General features: G+C 64.8%; 18 protein-coding genes and 1 pseudogene. 11 read left to right on the forward strand and 8 right to left on the reverse strand.

What is annotated here, in order from left to right; genetic code table 11:
- Window positions 1-166: 166 nt before the first annotated feature.
- Window positions 167-1,651 carry a helix-turn-helix domain-containing protein gene (locus QWU43_RS10285; RefSeq protein WP_370917789.1) on the reverse strand — a complete coding sequence of 495 codons (1,485 nt, stop codon included), beginning with the start codon at window positions 1,649-1,651 and terminating at the stop codon, window positions 167-169.
- 240 nt (window positions 1,652-1,891) lie between these two features.
- Here QWU43_RS10285 and fepB point away from each other — a divergent pair, with 240 nt between their 5' ends.
- The 5 genes from fepB to QWU43_RS10310 are packed head-to-tail and all read left to right on the forward strand — an operon-like array spanning window position 1,892 to window position 6,902.
- Entirely contained in the window at window positions 1,892-2,923 is a 1,032-nt protein-coding gene (fepB, locus tag QWU43_RS10290; RefSeq protein ID WP_370917790.1) for a Fe2+-enterobactin ABC transporter substrate-binding protein, read from the forward strand.
- 23 nt (window positions 2,924-2,946) lie between these two features.
- Window positions 2,947-4,002, forward strand: a complete 1,056-nt coding sequence (locus QWU43_RS10295; RefSeq protein WP_370917791.1) for a FecCD family ABC transporter permease — start codon at window positions 2,947-2,949, stop codon at window positions 4,000-4,002.
- Window positions 3,999-5,057, forward strand: coding sequence for a FecCD family ABC transporter permease (locus QWU43_RS10300; RefSeq protein WP_370917792.1), 1,059 nt, complete (start codon window positions 3,999-4,001; stop codon window positions 5,055-5,057). Before QWU43_RS10295 ends, QWU43_RS10300 begins: the two co-directional genes overlap by 4 nt.
- Before the next feature lie 4 nt (window positions 5,058-5,061).
- Window positions 5,062-5,958, forward strand: a complete 897-nt coding sequence (locus tag QWU43_RS10305; RefSeq protein WP_370917793.1) for an ABC transporter ATP-binding protein — start codon at window positions 5,062-5,064, stop codon at window positions 5,956-5,958.
- A 35-nt stretch (window positions 5,959-5,993) separates the two neighbouring features.
- The gene (locus QWU43_RS10310; RefSeq protein ID WP_370917794.1) at window positions 5,994-6,902 is read left to right on the forward strand and encodes a siderophore-interacting protein; all 909 of its coding nucleotides are present in this window, start codon (window positions 5,994-5,996) and stop codon (window positions 6,900-6,902) included.
- Window positions 6,903-6,976: 74 nt separating this feature from the next.
- Here QWU43_RS10310 and QWU43_RS10315 read toward each other — a convergent pair whose 3' ends face one another.
- A complete protein-coding gene (locus QWU43_RS10315; protein WP_198736781.1) occupies window positions 6,977-8,185 on the reverse strand; it encodes an acetate kinase in 1,209 nt (402 codons plus the stop codon).
- A complete protein-coding gene (gene pta / locus QWU43_RS10320; protein ID WP_370917795.1) occupies window positions 8,185-9,564 on the reverse strand; it encodes a phosphate acetyltransferase in 1,380 nt (459 codons plus the stop codon). The genes QWU43_RS10315 and pta overlap by 1 nt, the downstream gene beginning before the upstream one ends.
- Before the next feature lie 468 nt (window positions 9,565-10,032).
- Between pta and QWU43_RS10325 the strand changes: the two genes are divergently transcribed.
- Entirely contained in the window at window positions 10,033-11,397 is a 1,365-nt protein-coding gene (locus tag QWU43_RS10325) for an FAD-dependent oxidoreductase (protein ID WP_370917796.1), read from the forward strand.
- A 109-nt stretch (window positions 11,398-11,506) separates the two neighbouring features.
- Window positions 11,507-12,013: a GNAT family N-acetyltransferase gene (locus tag QWU43_RS10330; RefSeq protein WP_370915510.1), complete on the forward strand. Its 507-nt coding sequence runs from the start codon at window positions 11,507-11,509 to the stop codon at window positions 12,011-12,013.
- 223 nt (window positions 12,014-12,236) lie between these two features.
- Here QWU43_RS10330 and purT read toward each other — a convergent pair whose 3' ends face one another.
- Entirely contained in the window at window positions 12,237-13,460 is a 1,224-nt protein-coding gene (gene purT, locus QWU43_RS10335; RefSeq protein WP_370917797.1) for a formate-dependent phosphoribosylglycinamide formyltransferase, read from the reverse strand.
- A 190-nt stretch (window positions 13,461-13,650) separates the two neighbouring features.
- Between purT and QWU43_RS10340 the strand changes: the two genes are divergently transcribed.
- Entirely contained in the window at window positions 13,651-14,163 is a 513-nt protein-coding gene (locus QWU43_RS10340; protein WP_370915508.1) for a phosphoribosyltransferase, read from the forward strand.
- Here QWU43_RS10340 and QWU43_RS10345 read toward each other — a convergent pair.
- Window positions 14,160-14,472, reverse strand: a pseudogene (locus QWU43_RS10345) (integrase core domain-containing protein); the annotation flags it as partial. The gene QWU43_RS10340 and the pseudogene QWU43_RS10345 overlap by 4 nt on opposite strands.
- A 264-nt stretch (window positions 14,473-14,736) precedes the next feature.
- Between QWU43_RS10345 and QWU43_RS10350 the strand changes: the two are divergent.
- Both QWU43_RS10350 and QWU43_RS10355 read left to right on the forward strand, forming a co-directional pair.
- Window positions 14,737-15,597: an ABC transporter ATP-binding protein gene (locus QWU43_RS10350; RefSeq protein WP_370917798.1), complete on the forward strand. Its 861-nt coding sequence runs from the start codon at window positions 14,737-14,739 to the stop codon at window positions 15,595-15,597.
- A complete protein-coding gene (locus QWU43_RS10355) occupies window positions 15,594-17,171 on the forward strand; it encodes a hypothetical protein (protein ID WP_370917799.1) in 1,578 nt (525 codons plus the stop codon). The genes QWU43_RS10350 and QWU43_RS10355 overlap by 4 nt, the downstream gene beginning before the upstream one ends.
- A gap of 90 nt (window positions 17,172-17,261) precedes the next feature.
- Here the strand turns inward: QWU43_RS10355 and QWU43_RS10360 are convergent, their stop codons facing one another.
- The gene (locus QWU43_RS10360; RefSeq protein ID WP_370915505.1) at window positions 17,262-17,708 is read right to left on the reverse strand and encodes a DoxX family protein; all 447 of its coding nucleotides are present in this window, start codon (window positions 17,706-17,708) and stop codon (window positions 17,262-17,264) included.
- A gap of 247 nt (window positions 17,709-17,955) precedes the next feature.
- Window positions 17,956-19,245, reverse strand: a complete 1,290-nt coding sequence (locus QWU43_RS10365; RefSeq protein ID WP_370917800.1) for an adenylosuccinate synthase — start codon at window positions 19,243-19,245, stop codon at window positions 17,956-17,958.
- Between the two features lie 106 nt (window positions 19,246-19,351).
- Between QWU43_RS10365 and QWU43_RS10370 the strand changes: the two genes are divergently transcribed.
- Complete coding sequence (locus tag QWU43_RS10370; RefSeq protein WP_370915503.1) at window positions 19,352-20,257, forward strand: hypothetical protein; 906 nt, start codon at window positions 19,352-19,354, stop codon at window positions 20,255-20,257.
- Window positions 20,258-20,346: 89 nt separating this feature from the next.
- Here QWU43_RS10370 and QWU43_RS10375 read toward each other — a convergent pair whose 3' ends face one another.
- Complete coding sequence (locus QWU43_RS10375; protein ID WP_370917801.1) at window positions 20,347-20,541, reverse strand: hypothetical protein; 195 nt, start codon at window positions 20,539-20,541, stop codon at window positions 20,347-20,349.
- Window positions 20,542-20,560: the final 19 nt, after the last annotated feature.

Here is a 20,560-nt window from a genome sequence, read left to right on the forward strand (position 1 = left end):
ATACGTCCCATCGAAACACCTTCAGGACACTATTGAAAATAGTACCCGATAAATCTCGGCGGCACCACCCCCACCGAAACCAATCATGGACGCCTGACCCGAAACAGAGTGCGACGCCCCGCGCCCCCGGCGCGGACAACGGGCACGCCAACAGCGACACGTTCACTCACCCCGTGGCGCCCGGATCGACCAGCAAACTGTAGCGAGGAGGAACGTTGATGCGTTTCCCCACCATCACAGGCCCCGGTTGGGAATGGGCGATCTCCGAGTACTGCTTGGGCGTCATACTGTGCGCGGTAGCAAACGCCCTGGTGAACGCAGCGGCATGTGCATACCGCAGGGTGCGTGCCGTCTCGGTGGGACTCTTTCCCTGCGCCAGGAGGATACGGGCGAGGGTCATCCGGCGAACATAGTTGTGTCGTTGCCTGCTCAACACCTCGGGAAGAGACTCCGGTGAGGACCCGGACCGTCCCTCTCCGGCCCCCGACCAGACAGGCACCCTCGCGATGATCCGTTCCTCGGCGAGGACCCGAAATATGTCGTCATGCCGGGAACCCGGGACGGCAACCTGGGTATAGGTCGAGACAGCCGTGCGTAGTAGATCAGCGGCACCAAAGTCAGAAAGATCGACGACGGTGAGTGCTCGCACCGAATCGAACAACTCCGCGTCGTCGGGATATCGAAAACCGAGGGGAAGAACCAGCGTCTGCGGAGCCATCGCCACATGGACTGCGACATTCGCCGGAAGCACCACCCCCTGCCCCGCACCGACAGCGGTGGTAACCCCACCTGCGGTGACCGTTGCCCGCCCGGTGACAACCCACAGGAAGATGTCGCCACGGTTGATGTTCCGCCACGTCTCATTCTCAGGCACACCGGGGTCCGCGAGACTGATTTTGGCGACCTCGGAGCACGACTCCCGCGCCAGCGCAGCAGCCGGGGTCATTCCCGTCTCTGCACGAAAGGCACGGATGAGTTCGCTCGCGCCGGGATAACCGGTGGAATGGGCGGCGAACTGCAGGCTACGGCCACGGGCTATGAGGGCAATCGCCTCGTTAAGCCGGACCCGGGTGATCCACCGGCTGACACTCAAGGTGGTTTCCGCCCGAAACCTCCGCTGCACTGTCCGCACGGAGGCGCCTGCGATGCCCGCGAGCTCGGCGACGCTTCGGTTGACGGAGAGATCAGCCATGACCGTCGCCGCAACAGCGGTGGCTTCTTCCGAATGCGGCTGAGGCACCACGAGCACCGGCACCGCATCTTCCTGAGCAGCGATGATCTCTGCCGCGAGAGCACGAACGAAGTCAGTACGTGTGGCGTCGTGTTTCAGATAGCCGAGGTTCTGGGCGAACTCGAACAGGAGACGTAGCCGGAGGCTATCGGGCAGGACCGCGACGGCAGTTCGGACAACTGCGGGACACGCCATGTCGACGGGAAGTTCAACGGGAACGATCACCGCATCCTCATCACCACGGATCCGGTAGCGCAGGCCCGCAGCAACGAGTGCAACCTGCCCCGCCGATAGTGTCGTCATCGTCGCCGCTGTTTCCACACTCGCTGTCCCGGCATAGACCCACACGATGAGAGCCCGCCTGGCGCACCGGGACACGCCCTCGATCGGGCCGCGACGGATACCGTGTGGAACTCCCATCGTTTCTGCCTTTCCCCATCCGTTTCGTCAACTCCTCCGGCCCCGGGGACAGTCGGATGACGGATGGTAAAAATCTGGCGCGCTCTGCCAACCACAGTGCGAGTATCCCACCCTAAAGTTAGGCGAGCCTTCCACTCATCCTACTGGCGTTCGCCGGACGCCCCGTCGTGCGCGGTGCCATCCGGACGAACCACAGTGGGTGACACCAACTCGACATCTGACAGGGGTGTGAATCAACCAATGGTGAAGATCCGCAGACGCGCCACCGTCGTGCTCACCGTCGCCGCACTGGGCATCGCCACCATGACCGGTTGCTCCGGCAGTGACGACTCCGCGACAACCGACACAACGGCGACCGCCGGGGACACAGCGAAGACCTCCGCCTCGGGAGCGGAGGAATCCTTCCCACGAACCGTGACTGACGCGAAAGGAGAGGTCACCATCGATGCGAAACCACAGCGTGTCGTGTCGACGTCGCCGTCGATGACGGGAACCCTGCTGGCCCTCGGGGTGCCGGTCGTGGCGAGTGCCGGTGCGCCCGTGACGGACCTCACCGACGGTGACGGCTTCTTCATGCAGTGGGCCGAGATCGCCCACGACCGTGGAGTGAAGGTCGCCTACCCACGTCTCGACATCGACCTGGACGCGGTCGACTCGTTCGCGCCGGACCTGATCATCGGTTCCGTCGTCGGCGGTGATGCCGTCAACAACGAATACGCACAACTACGGGAGATCTCCACAACCGTGATGGTCGACTATCTCGACCTGTCCTGGCAGGAACAGACCCGATTCCTCGCGAAGGCCACCGGGACCGAGGACAAGGCCGAGGAACTCATCGCCGAGTATCAGAAGAAGGCACAGAAGGCAGCCGAGACGATCACGGCGCCACCTGAGCCCGCGCTCATCGGTTTCTACCGCGCGGCGGAAGGCCTGATGGTCCCGGCCCCCAGTACCCAGCACGGTGACATTCTGCGCGACCTCGGAATCACCGTCGGCGACGTCAACGACTCCGTGTCACAGCAGACGCGGCCCGACCTCCGGATGGTCAGCCGGGAGAACATGGCGGCGGCACTGGCCGACGTGGGCAGTGTGTTCCTCTTGCAGACCGGAACTGAGTCACCCGTCGCCGCGTTCTCCGAAGACCCGCTGGTGTCCACTGTTCCAGCAGTGCAGGAAGGACACGTCTACATCTTCGGGGAGTACGCGTGGCGTCTGGATTACTACTCGGCGTTGCTCACCATTGATTCCATCGTCGAACAGTTGACCAGGTAGTTCCGCGAACAATTGCCATGCTGATGAGCCACCCAGTCGCCGTCCCCGCAGCAGCCCCTACCCGGCCCCGGCCGCACCACCGCCGGGGCCGCATGTGGGCGGTGATCTGCGGAAGCCTCGCCGTCGTGGTCACCGCGACCCTCGCCGGGTTGTTCACCGGCTCACATCCGGTGCCGCCGTCGGCGGTCATCGAGGCCATCACCGCCTTCGACCAGACGAACCCCGACCATCTCATCATCATGCGGTCGCGCCTGCCCCGGATCGCGCTGGGCCTCATCGTCGGCCTGTGTCTCGGGCTCGCCGGGGGCCTCATCCAGGCACTGACCCGCAACCCTCTCGCCGACCCCGGCATCCTGGGAATCAACGCGGGTGCCTCGCTCGCCGTGTGTGTCGCCATCGGATACGCCGGCGTCACCAGCGTGTCCGGGTACGTGTGGTGGGCCTTCGCCGGGGCGGGCGTCGTGTCCGTGATGGTGTACCTGTTGGGTTCGGTGTCCCGGGGCGCGGCCTCCCCGGCGCGGCTCGCCCTCGCGGGGGCAGCGTTCACCATGGCGTTGAGTTCCGTCATCTCGATGATTCTGCTCAGCAACTACAGCGTCTTCGAGCATTTCCGCTTCTGGGCGATTGGCTCGCTCCAGGGCAGGGATGTCGACGTGCTGACGGCGGTGCTGCCGTTCGTCGCCGTCGGTTGCGTGCTCGCGCTCTTGTTGGCACGCCCTCTCAACGCGCTGGGGCTGGGGGAACAGTCTGCGGTGGGGCTCGGTGTGCGGATCGGCGTTGTGCGTCTGACCACTGCTCTTGCGGTGGTGATGCTGGCCGGTGCAGCGACCGCCGCAGCGGGCCCGATCACCTTCGTGGGTCTGGCTGCGCCGCACCTCGCCAGGCGGCTCACCGGCCCCGACAACCGGGTGCTCATCCCTGCGATCATGGTTATCGGTCCGGCGCTGCTCGTGGCGACGGATGTCGCAGGGAAGGTGATCATCGCCCCGGCAGAGCTGCAGACAGGTGTCGCCACGGCACTGCTCGGCGGGCCCATCTTCATCGCGCTTGTGCGTTCCAGGAAGGCGGTGAACCTGTGAGCACCGGGAAACCGAGGATCAGTGGCGCGGTGATCCGTGCGGTACGCATTGGGCCGGTGTCCCTCACCTACTCCCCGCGGTCCACCGTCGCGGGTGTCCTCGGCATCCTCGTCCTCGGCGCCGCCATCTTCTTCGCACTGTTGTCGGTGCGCACCGAGTTTTCTCCCGTGCAGACACTGCGGGCCGTTGTCGGGGACGGTGACGTGCGAACGGTTCGTTCCATTCAGTCACGGGCACTACCCCGGGCACTGACCGCAGCGTGTGTCGGAGGCTTGCTCGGCGTCTCCGGCGCGGTGTTCCAGTCCTTGAGCCGCAACGTCCTGGGTTCTCCGGACATCATCGGATTCACCGCCGGGGCCGCCACCGCCGCGGGGATAACCATTCTGTTCGTGACCCCCGATGTCTGGCCCGTCGCAATCGCCGCAGCCGTCGGCGGCCTGCTCACCGCCGCGATCGTCTACACGCTCGCCCGGACCTGTGGTTCAGCGAACGGTATCCGGCTGGTCCTGGTCGGAATCGGTGTCGCGGCAACGGTATCGGCGATTCTCGACTTCATGCTGCTGACCTCGGACATCAGCCTCGCCACGCAGGTCCAGGGGTGGCGGGCCGGGTCCCTGTCCGGGCGGGGTTGGGAGCACGCCCGATCGGTGCTCCTCGCCACCGCCGTCCTGCTCCCCTGTCTCGTCCTGCTCCGCCGTGGCGTCGACGCCATTGAACTCGGTGACGCCACCGCCTGCAATCTGGGCATCCCGGTCGAGCGCACCCGCTTAGCCGCGATTATCGTCGCGACACTAGCCGCCTGCATCGCCACGGCCGCAGCCGGGCCCATCGCGTTCATCGCGCTGGCCGGTCCGCACATCGCCCGCTTCATCACCCGCATTCCCGGGGTCACGATCCTGCATTCCTTCATCACGGGCGCGGTACTGCTCCTGCTCGCCGATCACGTGACCCAGAACATCGACATCGGACTCCGTTCCCCGGTCGGTCTCGTCACCGGTGTCCTCGGCGGCGGGTACCTCCTGATACTGCTCACCCGATCTTCAACGAGGACATGACACGATGCCCCACACACCACACCAGCTCCAGGCCCCGGGCGGACCTGAGCAGCAGTCACCCCGTAGCCGGGACACGGACTCCGGGGAGCCGGTTCACCTCGCGCTGGAGAACGTCACGGTCGGCTACGACGGGGACGCCATCATCCGCGATCTCAGCCTGGAACTCCCCCACCGGGAGTTCACCGCCGTCATCGGCCCCAACGGATGCGGAAAATCAACGCTGCTGAAGACCTTCTCCCGGATGCTCAAACCCACCCGAGGCCGGGTGCTCATCGACGGCACGAACATGTCCCGGATACCGACGAAACGGATCGCCCGCGCCGTCGGTGTCCTCCCCCAGTCTCCGATCAGCCCGGAGGGCATCACCGTCGCCGACCTCGTCAGCAGGGGCCGCTACCCGCACCAGCACATCCTGTCCCAGTTCTCCGTCGAGGATGAGCGTGCCGTCGACGACGCCCTCATCCACACCGGCCTGGCGGACCTCGCCGGCGCACGCCTCGATGAACTTTCCGGTGGGCAGCGGCAACGCGCCTGGATCGCGATGGTGCTGGCCCAGAACACCCGGGTGATGCTCCTCGACGAACCGACCACGTTCCTCGACATCTCCACCCAGACGGATGTCCTCGACCTGTGCGCGTCCCTGCACGACCGGGGCCGGACACTCGTCGCGGTCCTGCACGACCTGAACATGGCCGCGCGCTACGCCACCCATGTCATCGCGATGAAGAGCGGCCGTGTCATCACCCAGGGCCATCCGGACGACGTGTTCTCCCTCGACATGCTCCGCGAGGTCTTCGACCTCGACGCCCACATCCTGCGGGACCCGGACACCGGCAGACCGCTCATCGTGCCCCGCGTCCGGCGCAGCGACGCAGGAGGCGGACCACCGGAGATCCGCTGATCGCCCTGACGAACGAGAAAACCAGAGAGGCCCCCATGACGAACAGTCCCGACACCGGCAGGACCCCCACCACAGCACCGGAGACCCCGGGCGCCGCGAACAGGTTCTCCACCGGGCAGCCCCCGGTCCATCTGCGCAACAGTGAACACGACCGGGACATCGACGATTACACCGCGGTGATCACCTCGGTGTCCACACCTTGCCCATCGATCGTCCGGATCACCGCGAAACTACAAGGGTCGAGAACCAATCCGGCGTGGTCGAGTGCCAACGTCGCGATCCGCCTGTATCTGTCGGAACGGTACGGCAACCACACCCGCGTCTACACTGTGCGCGACTATCTGGATGAGACCGAAGAAATCGTCGTCGACATCGTGCAGCACGAGCATGACTCACCGATGATGCTGTTCAGCCGCGACGCGCACGTGGGCATGCAGTTCTCCCTCACCGGCCCCCGGGTGCACTTCACCATCCCGCCCCGCCCCCACGGCGAACCTGTCGCCCTATTCGCCGATGCCACCGCCATTCCCGCGCTCGTGAGTATCTTCGACCGCACCGATGGTGACCTCTCCGGCGAGCTTTATCTCGTCGCCGGGGACAGGGCCGCCGTCGACGAAATTCCTCTCCCCGGTGGTATCCGGCTGACCCACATCGACCCAGCGGACACCGACGATCCCCGACCCTTGGACACGTGTGCGAAGGCCCTTCCGGACCCGACCTCGTACGTCGTATGGGCGGCCGGGGAACGCGCGGAGATGACCGCGATCCGCCGCTACTTCCGCAACGAGGTCGGTATGGATAAATCCCGGGTCAGCATCGCCGGTTACTGGCGCATCGGCGTCGGCAACGATGAGATCGACCGGGCACGCAAGCGGTTCTACGAGAGGAAACTTGCGGAGGGCGCGAGGTTGGAGGACTTCAACGACCTTGACGTCGGTATCTGACGCCGGGGCCGGAGACCCCGGCCGTCCGGTGAGTGGACGACCGGGGACAGGAACTAGACACTCGGCGTCCCGCGTCAGCGGTTGCAGTTGGCGAGCTCCACCGCGTAGCGGGCGATGGCCAATTCCTCGTTCGTCGGAATGACGAAGACCTTGACCGGGGAATCGTCGGTAGAGATCTCACGGGCGGAACTGCTGCGTTCCGCGTTGCGTTCCGGATCGATCCGGATGCCGAAGTTTTCCAGGTTCGCCATCGCGTCTGCGCGGACGTTCGCGGCATTCTCGCCGACACCGGCGGTGAACGTGATCGCGTCGACACGCCCGAGGGCGATCATGTAGCTGCCGATGTAGCGCCGCAACTGGTGGATGTAGACGTTGTACGCGAGGAACGCGTCCTCGTTGTTGTCCTCGATGAGGTCACCGAGCGCACGGAAGTCGTTGACCCCGGAGATGCCCTTCACACCGGAATCGCGGTTGAGCAGACGGTCGATCTCATCGATGGACATGCCCGCCGAACGGTGCAGGTGGAAGACGATGCCGGGGTCGATATCACCGGACCGGGTACCCATGACCAGACCCGCGAGCGGGGTCATGCCCATGGAGGTGTCGATCGCGCGGCCACCCCGGATCGCGGTGGCCGAGGCACCGTTGCCCAGGTGCAGGGTGATCTGATTGACCTCGGCGGCGGGCCTCCCCAGCAGTTCGGGAACGTGCTTCGAGACGTACTCGTGGCTGGTGCCGTGGAAACCGTAGCGACGGATGCCGTGCTCCGCGGCGACGTCCTTGTTGATGGCGTAGAGCGCGGCGGCGGGCGGCATGGAGTGGTAGAAACCGGTGTCGAACACGGCGACGTGTGGGACGTCGGGGAGTATCCGGCGGGCGACCTCGATGCCGTCGATGTTGGCGGGGTTGTGGAGTGGCGCGAGCGGGATCAGGTCGCGGATCATACCGAGGATCTCGTCGGTGATGATCTCCGGTGAGGAGAACAGGATTCCGCCGTGGACGACGCGGTGCCCGACAGCGGTGATCTCCACCTCTGCGGGGCCGCAGCCGTGTTCGTTCATCAACTCGAAGGCCATGTCGAGGCCGACGCTGTGATCCGGGATCGGTGCGCTGGTGGTGTAGGTCTCCCCGCCGTGCTTCAGGGTGACCTTTCCCTCGGGTTCACCGATCTGCTCGACGAGGCCGGATGCGAAAGGCTCATCCGTGGCGTGCCGCGCAGGGTCCACCAACTGGAACTTGATGGATGACGAGCCCGAGTTGAGGACGAGTGCGAGATCGGACATTACTTGGCTCCTGCCTGGATCGCGGTGATGGCGACGGTGTTGACGATGTCCCGCACGGTCGCACCCCGGGAAAGATCGTTGACGGGCTTCTTCAGGCCCTGTAGCACGGGGCCAACGGCGAGGGCGTCGGCGGTGCGCTGGACCGCCTTGTACGCGATGTTGCCGGCTTCAAGATCGGGGAACACGAGGACATTGGCCCGGCCAGCGACGGCGGACTCGGGCATCTTCTTCTTCGCCACTCCCTCATCGACGGCGGCATCGAACTGCAGCGGCCCATCGACGGCGACGGACGGATCGAGTTCGCGTGCAGCGGCGACGGCCTCAACCGCGCGGTCGACGTCGACACCAGAGCCCGAGGAACCCGTCGAGTAGGACAGAACGGCGACCCGGGGGTCGATACCGAACTGTGCCGCGGTGCGGGCGGAGACCACGGCGATTTCGCCGAGTTCGCGGGCCGTGGGGTTCGGCATGACGGCGCAGTCACCGAAGGCCCACAGCTTGCCCTGCAGCACCATGAGGAAGATGGAGGACACGAAGCTCACACCCGGCGCGGTCTTGATGATCTGGAGGGAGGGCTTGATGGTGTGCGCGGTGGTGTGTGCCGCACCGGATACCATGCCGTCGGCGCGGCCCGTGTGGATCATCATGGTGCCGTAGTAGGAGATGTCCCGCATGGTCTCACGCGCCTGTTCGAGCGTGACGCCCTTGGCCTTGCGCAGTTCCGCGAACTCCGCGGCGAAGACCTCGGCATCGGGATCGGTCAGGTGGTTGATCAGGTGCGCGGCGGAGAGATCGAGTCCGAGGTCAGCGGCCCGGCTCTGGATTTCGTCGACGTCACCGAGGATCGTGAGTTCGCAGACGTCCTGGGCGAGGAGCTGGTGCGCGGCGGTGAGAATCCGGTCATCCTCGCCCTCGGGCAGGACGATGTGGGTGCGCTTCTGGCGGGCCTGGCCGAGCAGCCAGTGCTCGAACAGTGCGGGACTCATCACCGGCTCCGCGACGGCCGCGGTGAGTTCTTCCGCCGCACTGTCGAGCGCGGATTCGTCCGCAGGATCGGTGAGCGTGACGACGACTGCACCGTGCCGCTCCGCCTCTGCTACCGCGAGATCCGCGAGCGTCGACTCCGGGCCGGTGGCTACGAGCAGAGGTACCCCGAGAGCCGCGGCGCACCGGGCGTCGAAGTCGATGCTTCCGGTGCCGATGAGGAGTGCTGGCCCCGCCCCCGTCGGGTCCGAGGCGATCACCGCGGAAACCGTCACCTCCCCGCCGATCAGCGGGCGTGTTTCCAGCCCTAGACGCCCGGTGAGGGGCGTGGTGTCGATCTCATTGAGGCTGCGGCCGGTGGCAGTCAGCAACACCGGGCGGGGGGAGGAAGTCACGTGGAGTCCTTTCTGTGTGCCACACGGGCGCAGGAGGCCGCGACGTGACACTTCATGCGGCCAACAGCCCTGTGCTGTGGCACAGGTTGGCCTCTGTCATTGTCTGTGATTCACCACATAGTTTAGCCACGGAAGCCCGGGGAGACATTCGATCTCACCCACCCGGGCCGGATCGGAAACGGGACGGACCCCAAAATGGCCCAAAACACCCCTACACACAACCCCACACACCACCGCGGGACGTGATCAACACATGTTCGCAACGAACCCCTCCCTCCCCCGCCCCAGTCCGTACGAGCGTCGCCGCCACGTCCGCCACGCACGCCGCCACCGACCCGGTGACCGGGATCACCGCCGAAATCAGCAGTGAAGGATATCCTGGCATGGGTCCCCACCAACCACGTAGAGTAGTCAGAGCTGTCTATTTTTGTCCTGTCCTCGACGATTTCACCAAGGATGTCCACTAATATGTCTCGTCCCCTCCGGGTAGCCGTGATCGGTGCCGGCCCAGCCGGCATCTACGCCTCCGATCTGCTGATGAAGTCCGACACCGATGTCACCATCGACCTCTACGAGCGTATGCCTGCGCCGTTCGGGCTGATCCGCTACGGAGTCGCACCCGACCATCCGCGTATCAAGGGCATCGTGATGTCACTACACAAGGTGCTGGACAAGCCAGAGCTACGGCTTCTCGGCAACGTCGATGTCGGCACCGACGTCACCGTTGAAGAGCTGAAGCAGTACTACGACGCAGTGGTCTTCTCCACGGGTGCCACCGGTGATCGTGACCTGGACATTCCGGGCGCTGATCTCCCCGAGCACCATGGAGCCGGTGAGTTCGTTGGCTTCTATGACGGAAACCCGGATTTCTCCCGCGAGTGGGATCTGTCCGCGAAATCCGTCGCTGTCGTCGGTGTTGGTAACGTCGCACTTGATATCGCCCGGGTCCTCGCCAAGACAGGGGATGAACTCCACGTCACCGAGATCCCGGACAACGTCTACGAGTGCTTGAAGAACAACCAGGCCACCGAGGTCCACGTCTTCGGTCGCCGCGGCCCCGCCCAGGCGAAGTTCACGCCGTTGGAGCTCAAGGAACTCGATCACTCCGACACCATCGAGGTCGTCGTCGACCCCGAAGACATCGACTATGACGAGGCTTCCATCGAGGCCCGCCGGAACTCAAAGACCACCGACCTCGTCTGCTCCGTCATCGAGCAATACGCGATCCGCGATCCCAAAGGGGCGCCGCACAAGCTGTTCATCCACTTCTTCGAGTCCCCTGTCGAGATCATCGGCGAGGACGGCCGTGTCGTCGGATTCAAGACGGAACGCACGGAGCTTGATGGGACCGGTAACGTTCGGGGCACCGGAAAGTTCACCACCTGGGACGTCCAGGCTGTCTACCGTGCAGTCGGATACCGTTCCGATCCGGTGGCCGATATCCCCTTCGACACCGTCCGCAATGTCATCCCGAACGACGGCGGGCATGTCCTCGATCCGGAATCCGGCGCACCGATCGCCGGTTACTACGCCACCGGCTGGATCAAGCGCGGGCCCGTGGGACTCATCGGCAACACCAAAGGCGACGCGAAGGAAACCACCGAGATGTTGCTCGCCGACTGGGCAAACGGCACCCTGACCCCGGCCGCTAACCCGGATGAGGATGCTGTTCTCGACTTCCTGGGGTCCAAGGGCATCGAATACACCACGTGGGATGGCTGGCATCGTCTGGATGCCGCCGAACGAAAAGCCGGTGAACTTGAGGGCCGCGAGCGCAAGAAGATCGTCGAGTGGGAGGACATGGTCGCCCACGCCAAAGCGGAGAAAAACTGACCACTTCCGCACTGCGACACGCCGCTTCCATACTGGATGACCGCCAGGGGCGGCGTTGCCGTCCCTGCGGGAGATACGAATTCCGACGTATGCACGTACGCTCATAAGGATGAACACCTACTTCACTGTGTCCAACCTCAACCAGATGAGCGCACTTGAGGTGCACCGTATCTACAAACTGCGGGTGGACGTCTTCGTCAACGAGCAGCAGTGCCCCTACGCGGAGATCGATGACACCGATGCTCTGCCGACTACATTCCACATCCAGGCCAACGACCGAAACGGGGTGTTGGCAGGATACGCACGCATCTACCCGGACACGGGTGCCGGCTTCCGGTCAAAGTGCGGCGGTTCCGTAGAGATCGACGATGATAGCCAGCTCTGGCAGTTCGGTCGGTTCTGCATCGCACCCGAAGCGCGCGGGACAGGCCTCGGGAAGCGCATCATGGAGGACACCCTGAAGCTCGCTCACGAGCAGAACCCGGACGCTGCGGTCGTGATCACTGCGCAAACCCCGTTGCGGAGCTACTACGAGAGCTACGGGTTCACCGTCTGCGGTGACGAGTTCGACTGGGACGGGATGATGCATCTGCCCATGGTGCGGCCCGCCTCCTGAGCGGCTCAGCGGGCGGATTCGCTCTCATCCGACGTTCAACCAGCGGTACCCGGACGCCCCGAACTCCCGGGTGGCTGCTAGATACGGGTTCGCCCCGGGTGCGTGAGCGCTGGGTTCGGCCGACGAAGGCACTCAAGTGCCCATCCACCACGGGAATCCCCGAATGAGAGCACCTCTTTCCCCCCGGCACCAAGCTCGGTTCACCCCGTCGGTGCGTGCCCGCTCAACGAGAGCCGGTTGTCGCGTGAACCTCAATCGCTGACGCCGCTGCAGTCGCCCGCTCGCGCGCGGTATCGGTGTCCTCCGCTGTGGCCAGCGCGACCCCCATCCTGCGGCGGATGAACGCCTCCGGTTTACCGAAGAGCCGGATGTCCGACTCCGCGACAGCCAGCGCGGCGGAGAGACCGCTGTAGCTCACCGCCGGGGCTTCAATTCCCCCGTAGATGACGGCGGAAGCGCCGGGTGACGTCAGTGTGACGTCGATGGGTAAGCCGAGGATGGCGCGGGCGTGGAGGTCGAACTCCGAGAAGCGTTGGGAGGCCATCGTGACCATGCCGGTGTCGTGGGGCCGGGGTGAGACCTCGGAGAAGTAAACATCGTCACCGAGGACGAACAGTTCCACGCCGAACACCCCACGCCCTCCGAGAGCATTCGTGATACGCGCGGCAACGGAGCGCGCATTGTCTGCAGCGGCGGGGCTCATCTCCATCGGCTGCCAGGACTCGACATAGTCGCCGTCCTGCTGACGATGGCCGATCGGTTCGCAGAACCAGGTGGCAGGGTTCCCGGTGGCCGGGTCGATGGAGCGCACGGTGAGCAGAGTGATCTCGTAGTCGAACTCAACGAAGGCCTCGACGATGACGCGATCCCCCGCAACGCGGGCCGCGGAACGGGCGTGGTCCCAGGCGTGATCGATGTCCTCGGGTCCACGAACCACGCTCTGGCCTTTTCCGGATGAACTCATCACGGGTTTGACCACGCACGGATAGCCCATCCCTTCGACGGCCTCAACGAATTCCGGGTGGGTCGAGGCGAACGCGTAGGCACTGGTCGGCAGTCCGAGTTCCTCGGCGGCCAACCGGCGGATCCCCTCCCGGTTCATGGTGAGCCGGGTAGCCCGAGCGGTGGGGATGACGGTGACTGTCCCGGCTTCCTCGATCTCGGCAAGCGCGTCAGTGGCCAGTGCCTCGACCTCGGGGACGATGAAGTGGGGGCGAATCTCATCGACGAGCGCGTGCACAGCCGCCGCGTCGGTCATATCCAGCGTGTAGCGGGAGTGGGCTACCTGACCAGCGGGAGCACCGTCGTACCGGTCAGCGGCGTGCACCTCGACTCCGAGACGTTGGAAGGCGATCGTCACCTCCTTACCCAGCTCACCGGCACCCAGTAGAAGAACGCGGGTGGCGGAGCCGGTCTGCGGAGTTCCGATCATCTCGGGGGTGTGCATGTGCTGTGTCCTCACATTTTCCATGGACTGTTCTCGTCGTGAAGTATCGCACAGGGGTGTGCGGAGCGGGGGCGATCCGGGACACACATCCCACCTGTCCAGGCCGGGTTTGGTGTCACGGATGTTCCCAGCCGTCATCCCGGGGGAGGATCGTGCGGCATGGTCGAACCCGAACCGCTACCATCGACCCATGGCCTACCATGCAGACTCGACCGACCTCGAAAACAAGGAAATTCTGACCTGGGAGGGCTTCGGTGCCGCTTCCCGGGAACTCGCCCAGATCGTGGTGGACAGCGATTTCGATCCGGAGATCATCATCGCCGTTGCCCGCGGTGGCCTCCTTCCGGCGGGTGCGCTGAGCTACGCGATGGGGGTGAAACTCGCCGACACGATGAATGTCGAGTTTTACACCGATGTTCATGAGACCCTGCCCGACCCGGTGCTTCTTGAGCCGCTGTTGGACACCTCCGCGATCGCCGGTAAGAAACTGCTGGTCGTCGACGACGTCGCCGATTCCGGGCGAACTCTGGCTCTCGTCCTCGAAATTCTGAAGAAAGCCGGCGCGGAGTGTCGTTCCGCCGTGCTGTACGGCAAGTCCCAGTCCGTGATCCGCCCCGACTTCGTGTGGAAGCACACCGACGAGTGGATCGTGTTCCCGTGGTCTGCCGAACAGCCCGTGGTTCCGTCCACCGAACGGGACTAGGTGTACTGATCGGGGACGTTGGTTAACCGAGTGATCGGTAGCAGGTTCCCGCAGGCTGAACGTGGTCGAGGGTGGTTGTAGAAGTGGGTCCAGCCCAGCCAGAGCATCACGCCGTTCTAGTTCGGAGGTAGAGCAGCGGGCGTAGACCCACCCGTCGACCATCGTCCAGTGGAAACATCCGATCTTGCCATTGGTCTGGGGCCGGTAAGTCCGAGTCTTCTTCACGGTGATGGCGAGTTGGTCACACACGGTTGGCCAAAGCCGGGATATGTAGGCGGAGCCGTTATCAGACAGAACCCGGTCAATGGTCATGTTCATAACGCCGGACCGGTTCGCCGGTGGCTCGGTCGATCTGACTCAACCTGTTCAGCCGGGCGCGGGGAGTTAATGCTGCGTTTACGTGGGACTGTTGCAAGCACCACTCAACCAGCAAGGCCCTCCCTTTGCGTCATCAGATCAACGGATCACACGCCCTCAACCCACCTTCGGGTGGCTCCCGCCGCCCGTCAATCCACGGGATGATTCTGACGGGAAGCCTTGCGGCCCGTCTCCGCTGGCGCGCACACTGGTTCCATGTCTCATCCCATCGAGCGCCTTCCCGATCACGCCCATCTCGACCCCCTAGTTCCAGATCCCACCTCGGTGGCACTCGCCTGGCGGGGTGTCACCAAACGGTTCGGGGATAACCCTGCGGTCGCGGATCTGTCCCTGGACATCCCTCACGGGAGTTTCTACGGGATCGTCGGCCCCAACGGTGCCGGGAAGACGACGGCGATCACCATCGCCACGGGTCTGCTCCGCCCGGACACGGGTGCGACCTGGGTGTGCGGCGCCGAGGTCTGGGGTGGCGGTGCCCTCGACGCGAAGCGGGCCTATGGTCTACTTGCCGACGGGCTGCCCACATTTGACCGGCTCAGTGGAGCCGAGTATCTCGAGTATCTCGGGCGGTTACGGGGGATGGACCCGGCGACCATCGCAGAGCGCGCCCACGGCCTGCTGGATGCCCTGGCGTTGACCGATGCCGGGAAGAAGCTCATCGTCGACTATTCGGCGGGAATGACCAAGAAAATTCTGCTCGCGGGCGCCCTGCTGCACCGGCCGCGGATACTGATCCTCGATGAGCCCTTCGAGGCGGTCGACCCGGTCTCGGGCCGGGTGATCCGCTCGATCCTCAACGCCTTCGTGCGCGGCGGCGGCACCGTCGTGATGAGTTCCCACGTGATGGAGCTGGTGGAGGGACTCTGCGACCACGTCGCGCTGATCGCCGGTGGCCGGGTCGTCGCTTCCGGGACCGTCGATGACGTCCGGGGCTCCGGATCGTTGAGTGACGCGTTCATCAACCTGGTCGGTGGCGGCGATCTCGACGAGGGTTCCCTCGGTTGGCTCGGATCGGCGACAGCCCCGGGCCAGCCCGGCGCGGGTGATGCCCGGTGACCCGCACCCTGATCCAGCTCCACCGCACCCTGCGGAAACGTTCTTTGAAGGCGCAGCCGTCCCAGTGGTTCATGATCATCTTCATCTGGGTCTACGGCGTGATCGGCGCACTGTCCCTCGGCGGGATGTCCCTCACAGAGCAGATGGACGGGAACCAGTCCGCGCTCTCCCTGTCACTCGGGGTGGGGGTGCTCGCGTACTGGGTGCTCGCGTTCATCTACCCGTCCAGTGAGAATCAGCTCACCCCGGCCTGGTTCGCCCCACTGCCGGTGGACGCACGGCAGCTACTCCCGGGTTTCATTCTGGCGGCGTTCCTCCAGTCCCGCGGTTACCTCGCGGTGCTGAACTCGGTGATCACATTCGGCTTCGGCACCGTCGGCCTGGTGCTCACCGGTCACGCGTGGGTCATCCCGTTCTGGTTCCTGGCCGTCGTCGCGGCACTGGCGTTGAGCATCTGCGGCGCCGAGGCGTGGATCCTTCTCGGCGTGCTGTCCGGTGGGCGGTCCCGGCGGGAGAAGCTGTCCATGGCCAGCGGTGTGGTGTTCATCCTCATCATCATCGGTTTCAACATGGTGGTGAACTCGGCGATCGGTGTGGACACCGCGAGGATCACCCGGATCCTCGGCTACACGCCTTTCGGCGGGGCGGGCGGTGCCGCGGGCAGTCTCGCGGACGGTGCCTGGGGAGCCGCCGTACTGCAGGCGGCCATCGGCATCGTGCTGCTCCCGGTGCTCTGGGGGGCGTGGCACCGGGCTCTGACCAGATCGTTCACCCAGGTCACCGAAACCGGTTCCGGTTCCCGGACGCGGCTGCGGGGCCGGTTGATGCTGCCCGGGGTTCCGGAGACGGTCGGCGGAGCCGTCTACTCGCGCGGGCTCCTGTACTGGGTACGGGACTCGCGGTTGCTCTACAGCCTGATCTCGCTGCCCTTGTTCTCGGTGTTCTTCCTGGTTCTCGGGGCGACGAACGAGGACAACAGCATCGAGTGGTTCGGCGCGTACATGATGGCCGCGGCGGCGACGCAGTACGTCGCCAACGCCTACGGCTACGACGGCCCGGCGAACTGGGTGCACATGACCACCGGTGTCCCGGCGCGGGTGATGGTGCGTGCCCGGGCTGCGGTGGCCGCCACCATCTCGGTGCCCACCGTCCTCCTCTACAACACCGCACTCGGGGTGATCAGCGGGTTCTCGACGCTGTGGGTGCTCACGGCGGTGACGACGATCGGGGCGATCCCCGCAGCACTCGGCTTCGGGTCATTGCTCAGCGTGTTCAATCCGTTCCCCGCCGCCCGTCCGGGAACGAACCCGATGAAGGACAGGTCGGGATACTCCGGGGCCGCGTTCATCGCGGCATTCGGTGGTCTGCTCGGTGTCTGGCTGCCGCTGTTGCCCGGGATCATCATGATGGTGATCGGTAGGGGCCACGGCCTCGGATCAGGGCTGTTCCTGGGCGGTGCCGCCTGGGTCGTGCTGGTCTCGACCGGCGTGTTCCTGGTGGGGATCGTGGTGTCGACCCGGAAGCTGGACAGGTCGTGGCCGGAGATCTTCGCCACAGTTCGGAAGTACGTCTGAGGAATCACATCGAATGCGGGGAGGCGCCACCCGGATCAACCGGGGCGCCTCCCCTTTTCTTTTCCCTGCGGGTTGATTCACCCGCAGGCGCTATTCCTGAGTCGTGTGAACGGTGGCGGCCTGCTCCCGGGTACCGCGCTCCAGTTTCGCGTCAAGGCTGAACCGGCCGGCACCAGTCAGGACGAGTGCGACGCCGACCGCCGTGAGCATGAGGGTGTACTCGATTCCACCGTCCATGCTGAAGAATCCGTTGCCCAGGTGCACCGTGACCATCGCCCCGGCCATGACGAGGGCCGCGGCCGCAGCGGCGATCCGGGTCGCGATGCCCACGATGAGGGCCAGTCCACCGAGGAGTTCAACGAGGATGGCGATCCACGCCATGATCCCAGGGGCGGGAAGGCTGGAGATCTGCGAGAACGTTTCACCGACCTGCCCCGGGCCGATGAGGAAGAGTTTCTGGAATCCGTGGGCGGTGAGGATGACGCCGAAGATGATTCGGATGATCAGGAGACCGGTGTCGGTCGAGGTGCGGGTCATGGAGGCTCCTTGATGGGTTCTGGGTTGTGTTCCCCGGGATATTCCGAGGGCACGGTGATGCTGCGCTTTTCACATCTTGTTGACACAACCGCAAAATTGTCTTCCGCATTCCCACACATCACACTGACCATCACCAGCCCGAATCATCCACCCCACCTGAACAGGACAAATGCCCTTTTGCCCTTTCATCCGGAATGAATGAAGCCCTGCTCCCCCACAGGGGAACAGGGCTTCGGAAATACGGAGACTAGGATTCCATCACGTCGTTGATGACGATGGTCTGATCCCGGCCCGGGCCGACCCCGACATAGGAGATACGGCAGCCCGAGAGTTCCTCCAGGCGGTTGAGGTAGTCCTGCGCGCGCTGCGGCAGTTCCCCGAAAGTCCGGCAACCGGTGATGTCCTCATCCCACGCGGGCATCGTCTCGTAGATCGGCACAGCATGATGGAAGTCGGACTGGCTGGTCGGCATCTCGTCGAAACGTCGACCATCCACATCGTAGGCCACGCAGATCGGAATCTCACCGATACCGGTCAGCACGTCGAGCTTGGTCACGAACAGGTCGGTGAAGCCGTTGACCCGGCTGGCGTAGCGCGCGACGACCGAGTCGTACCAGCCGCAGCGGCGCTTGCGGCCGGTATTCACGCCGACCTCGCCACCGGTGGTCTGCAGGAAATCGCCCCACTTGTCGAACAGCTCCGTCGGGAACGGCCCCGCACCGACGCGGGTGGTGTAGGCCTTGATGATGCCCAGGGACGAGGTGATCCGGGTCGGGCCGATACCGGACCCGACACACGCCCCGCCGGCACTCGGGTTCGAGGACGTCACAAAGGGATAGGTGCCGTGGTCGACGTCGAGCATCGTCGCCTGCCCACCCTCCATGAGCACGTGCTTACCCTCGTCGAGGGCGCGGTTGAGCTCCAACTCCGCCTCAATGACCATCGGGCGGAGACGATCAGCATAGGACAGGAAGTAGTCGACGATCTGCTCCGGGTCGATCGCCTTGCGGTTGTACATCTTGACCAGGATCTGGTTCTTCACATCCAACGCGGAAGTGACCTTCTGGCGAAGGATCGACTCGTCAAAGATGTCCTGCACACGGATACCGACGCGGGAGACCTTGTCCGCGTAGGTCGGGCCGATCCCACGACCCGTGGTGCCGATCGCACGCTTACCCAGGAAACGCTCCTGCACCCGATCAAGCACCTGGTGGTACGGCGCAACGACGTGGGCGTTCGCGGAGATCCGCAGCCGGGAGGCATTCGCCCCACGGGCCTCAAGACCGTCGATCTCGTCGAACAGGGCCTCCAGGTTGATCACCACGCCGTTCCCCAGCACGGGGACGGCATTCTCACTCAGCACACCTGCGGGAAGGAGCTTCAGCTCGTACTTCTCACCACCGACGACGACGGTGTGACCGGCGTTGTTCCCGCCGTTCGGTTTGACCACGTAATCGACCTGGCATCCGAGGATGTCAGTGGCCTTACCTTTACCCTCGTCGCCCCACTGGGCGCCCACTACAACAATTGCGGCCATGGTTTAACACGCCTCTTCCGATAGCTCGACAGCTTCGCCGCGGCGAGCGCGGCACAGACGTCTTCCCATTCTACCCTCCACACCCCGGGGCGTATCATCTGTGACCATGCACGTACTCTTCCTCGCCTGTGGTGGCCCGGACAGAGCCCCGGTATCCCGGACCGTACTCGACGATTACCGGGGCATCCCGGCTGTCTCCCGGTTCGACTACCTGGACCTTCCGGAGGTTCCCTCACGCAAGGATCTCATCCCCGTGGATGAAGCCGCGAGGACGGCGCTCCCCGTCGATCCAACCCCGGGCCTGAACGAATTGGCCGCATCCCCCGACATCGACCACCTCGGCGCCCCACAGCGCGCGCCGCAGGAACCAGAGGAAGCCCTGCGCGTGATCGTCGGGGGAACCGACGCGGCGCTATCCGCGGTACTCACCCGGCTGATGCGTTCAGACCGAATGTGGGTCGAAGTCGGATACGTCCCGGTTGATCCGGCGTCCCCGGCGGCTGCGAACTTCGGGCTTCCCGCCGATCCACTCGACGCACTCGCCCTCGCGCTCGGTGGACAGGTCCACCCAGTACCGTTGATCCGGGATGACTCAGCGGTGGCGGTGGCGGGCAGCGCAACCGTCTCCTGCCTCGACCACACGGCGGAAATCACCGGGGAAGTCATCGTCGATGACCACACACTGCTCAACCACCAGCCTTCGGGGAAAAGCCCTCGACGTGGCGTGTACGGAGCACGGTTGGTTCCGATGCTCGAAGCGCCGGGGATCGCTGCAGCGGTCGCCGACTCACCTCTCGAACCTGTACCCGGTGGTGTCATCGACCGGATACTCCACCGGACCCGGCCACACGGCACAGTCATCGCGGAGAGTATCTGCACCGGGCGGGCACTGCAGGCCGGAGGTGTCAATCTCCGGATCACCGTCGACGGTGTCCCCCGCCCCCGGCCCGCGGAGCGAGTGACGTTCTACCGGCACCTGCGGGACCTTCAGATCATCCGGCCTCGTGCCTGACCAGAGCGGTGAAACAACCGGAACTGCAGTGACACGGACGGAGACGCAGACGGCCGTGCCCGAATTCTGCGGTGGTGCCCCACCGGCACTCAGGAGGCGGTATCCTCCTGCTTCTTCGCACGGGCGACGACGGCCATGAGCACGATCGCCGCAGTTGCCGCCAGAAGGACGAATCCTCCGGTGAGCCACCAGCCGTTGACCAGCAGGTTGGTGATGAGGACGAGCACCAGTGCAGCGAAAGCCGCCCACACGGGACGGGAGTGGAGGACGTTTCGGTCCATCATCGTTCCACTTACCGTTCTC

It is taken from the genome of Corynebacterium sp. CCM 9204, from assembly GCF_041357695.1.
In the GTDB taxonomy this organism is placed as follows: domain Bacteria; phylum Actinomycetota; class Actinomycetes; order Mycobacteriales; family Mycobacteriaceae; genus Corynebacterium.

What these genes read in the sequence shown, in the direction of transcription:
- QWU43_RS10285 (WP_370917789.1), bottom strand. Translation starts at nt 1,651, where the DNA reads ATGGGAGTTCCACACGGTATCCGTCGCGGCCCGATCGAGGGCGTGTCC.
- fepB (WP_370917790.1), top strand. Translation starts at nt 1,892, where the DNA reads ATGGTGAAGATCCGCAGACGCGCCACCGTCGTGCTCACCGTCGCCGCA.
- QWU43_RS10295 (WP_370917791.1), top strand. Translation starts at nt 2,947, where the DNA reads ATGAGCCACCCAGTCGCCGTCCCCGCAGCAGCCCCTACCCGGCCCCGG.
- QWU43_RS10305 (WP_370917793.1), top strand. Translation starts at nt 5,062, where the DNA reads ATGCCCCACACACCACACCAGCTCCAGGCCCCGGGCGGACCTGAGCAG.
- QWU43_RS10310 (WP_370917794.1), top strand. Translation starts at nt 5,994, where the DNA reads ATGACGAACAGTCCCGACACCGGCAGGACCCCCACCACAGCACCGGAG.
- QWU43_RS10315 (WP_198736781.1), bottom strand. Translation starts at nt 8,185, where the DNA reads ATGTCCGATCTCGCACTCGTCCTCAACTCGGGCTCGTCATCCATCAAG.
- QWU43_RS10325 (WP_370917796.1), top strand. Translation starts at nt 10,033, where the DNA reads ATGTCTCGTCCCCTCCGGGTAGCCGTGATCGGTGCCGGCCCAGCCGGC.
- QWU43_RS10330 (WP_370915510.1), top strand. Translation starts at nt 11,507, where the DNA reads ATGAACACCTACTTCACTGTGTCCAACCTCAACCAGATGAGCGCACTT.
- purT (WP_370917797.1), bottom strand. Translation starts at nt 13,460, where the DNA reads ATGCACACCCCCGAGATGATCGGAACTCCGCAGACCGGCTCCGCCACC.
- QWU43_RS10340 (WP_370915508.1), top strand. Translation starts at nt 13,651, where the DNA reads ATGGCCTACCATGCAGACTCGACCGACCTCGAAAACAAGGAAATTCTG.
- QWU43_RS10350 (WP_370917798.1), top strand. Translation starts at nt 14,737, where the DNA reads ATGTCTCATCCCATCGAGCGCCTTCCCGATCACGCCCATCTCGACCCC.
- QWU43_RS10360 (WP_370915505.1), bottom strand. Translation starts at nt 17,708, where the DNA reads ATGACCCGCACCTCGACCGACACCGGTCTCCTGATCATCCGAATCATC.
- QWU43_RS10365 (WP_370917800.1), bottom strand. Translation starts at nt 19,245, where the DNA reads ATGGCCGCAATTGTTGTAGTGGGCGCCCAGTGGGGCGACGAGGGTAAA.
- QWU43_RS10370 (WP_370915503.1), top strand. Translation starts at nt 19,352, where the DNA reads ATGCACGTACTCTTCCTCGCCTGTGGTGGCCCGGACAGAGCCCCGGTA.
- QWU43_RS10375 (WP_370917801.1), bottom strand. Translation starts at nt 20,541, where the DNA reads ATGATGGACCGAAACGTCCTCCACTCCCGTCCCGTGTGGGCGGCTTTC.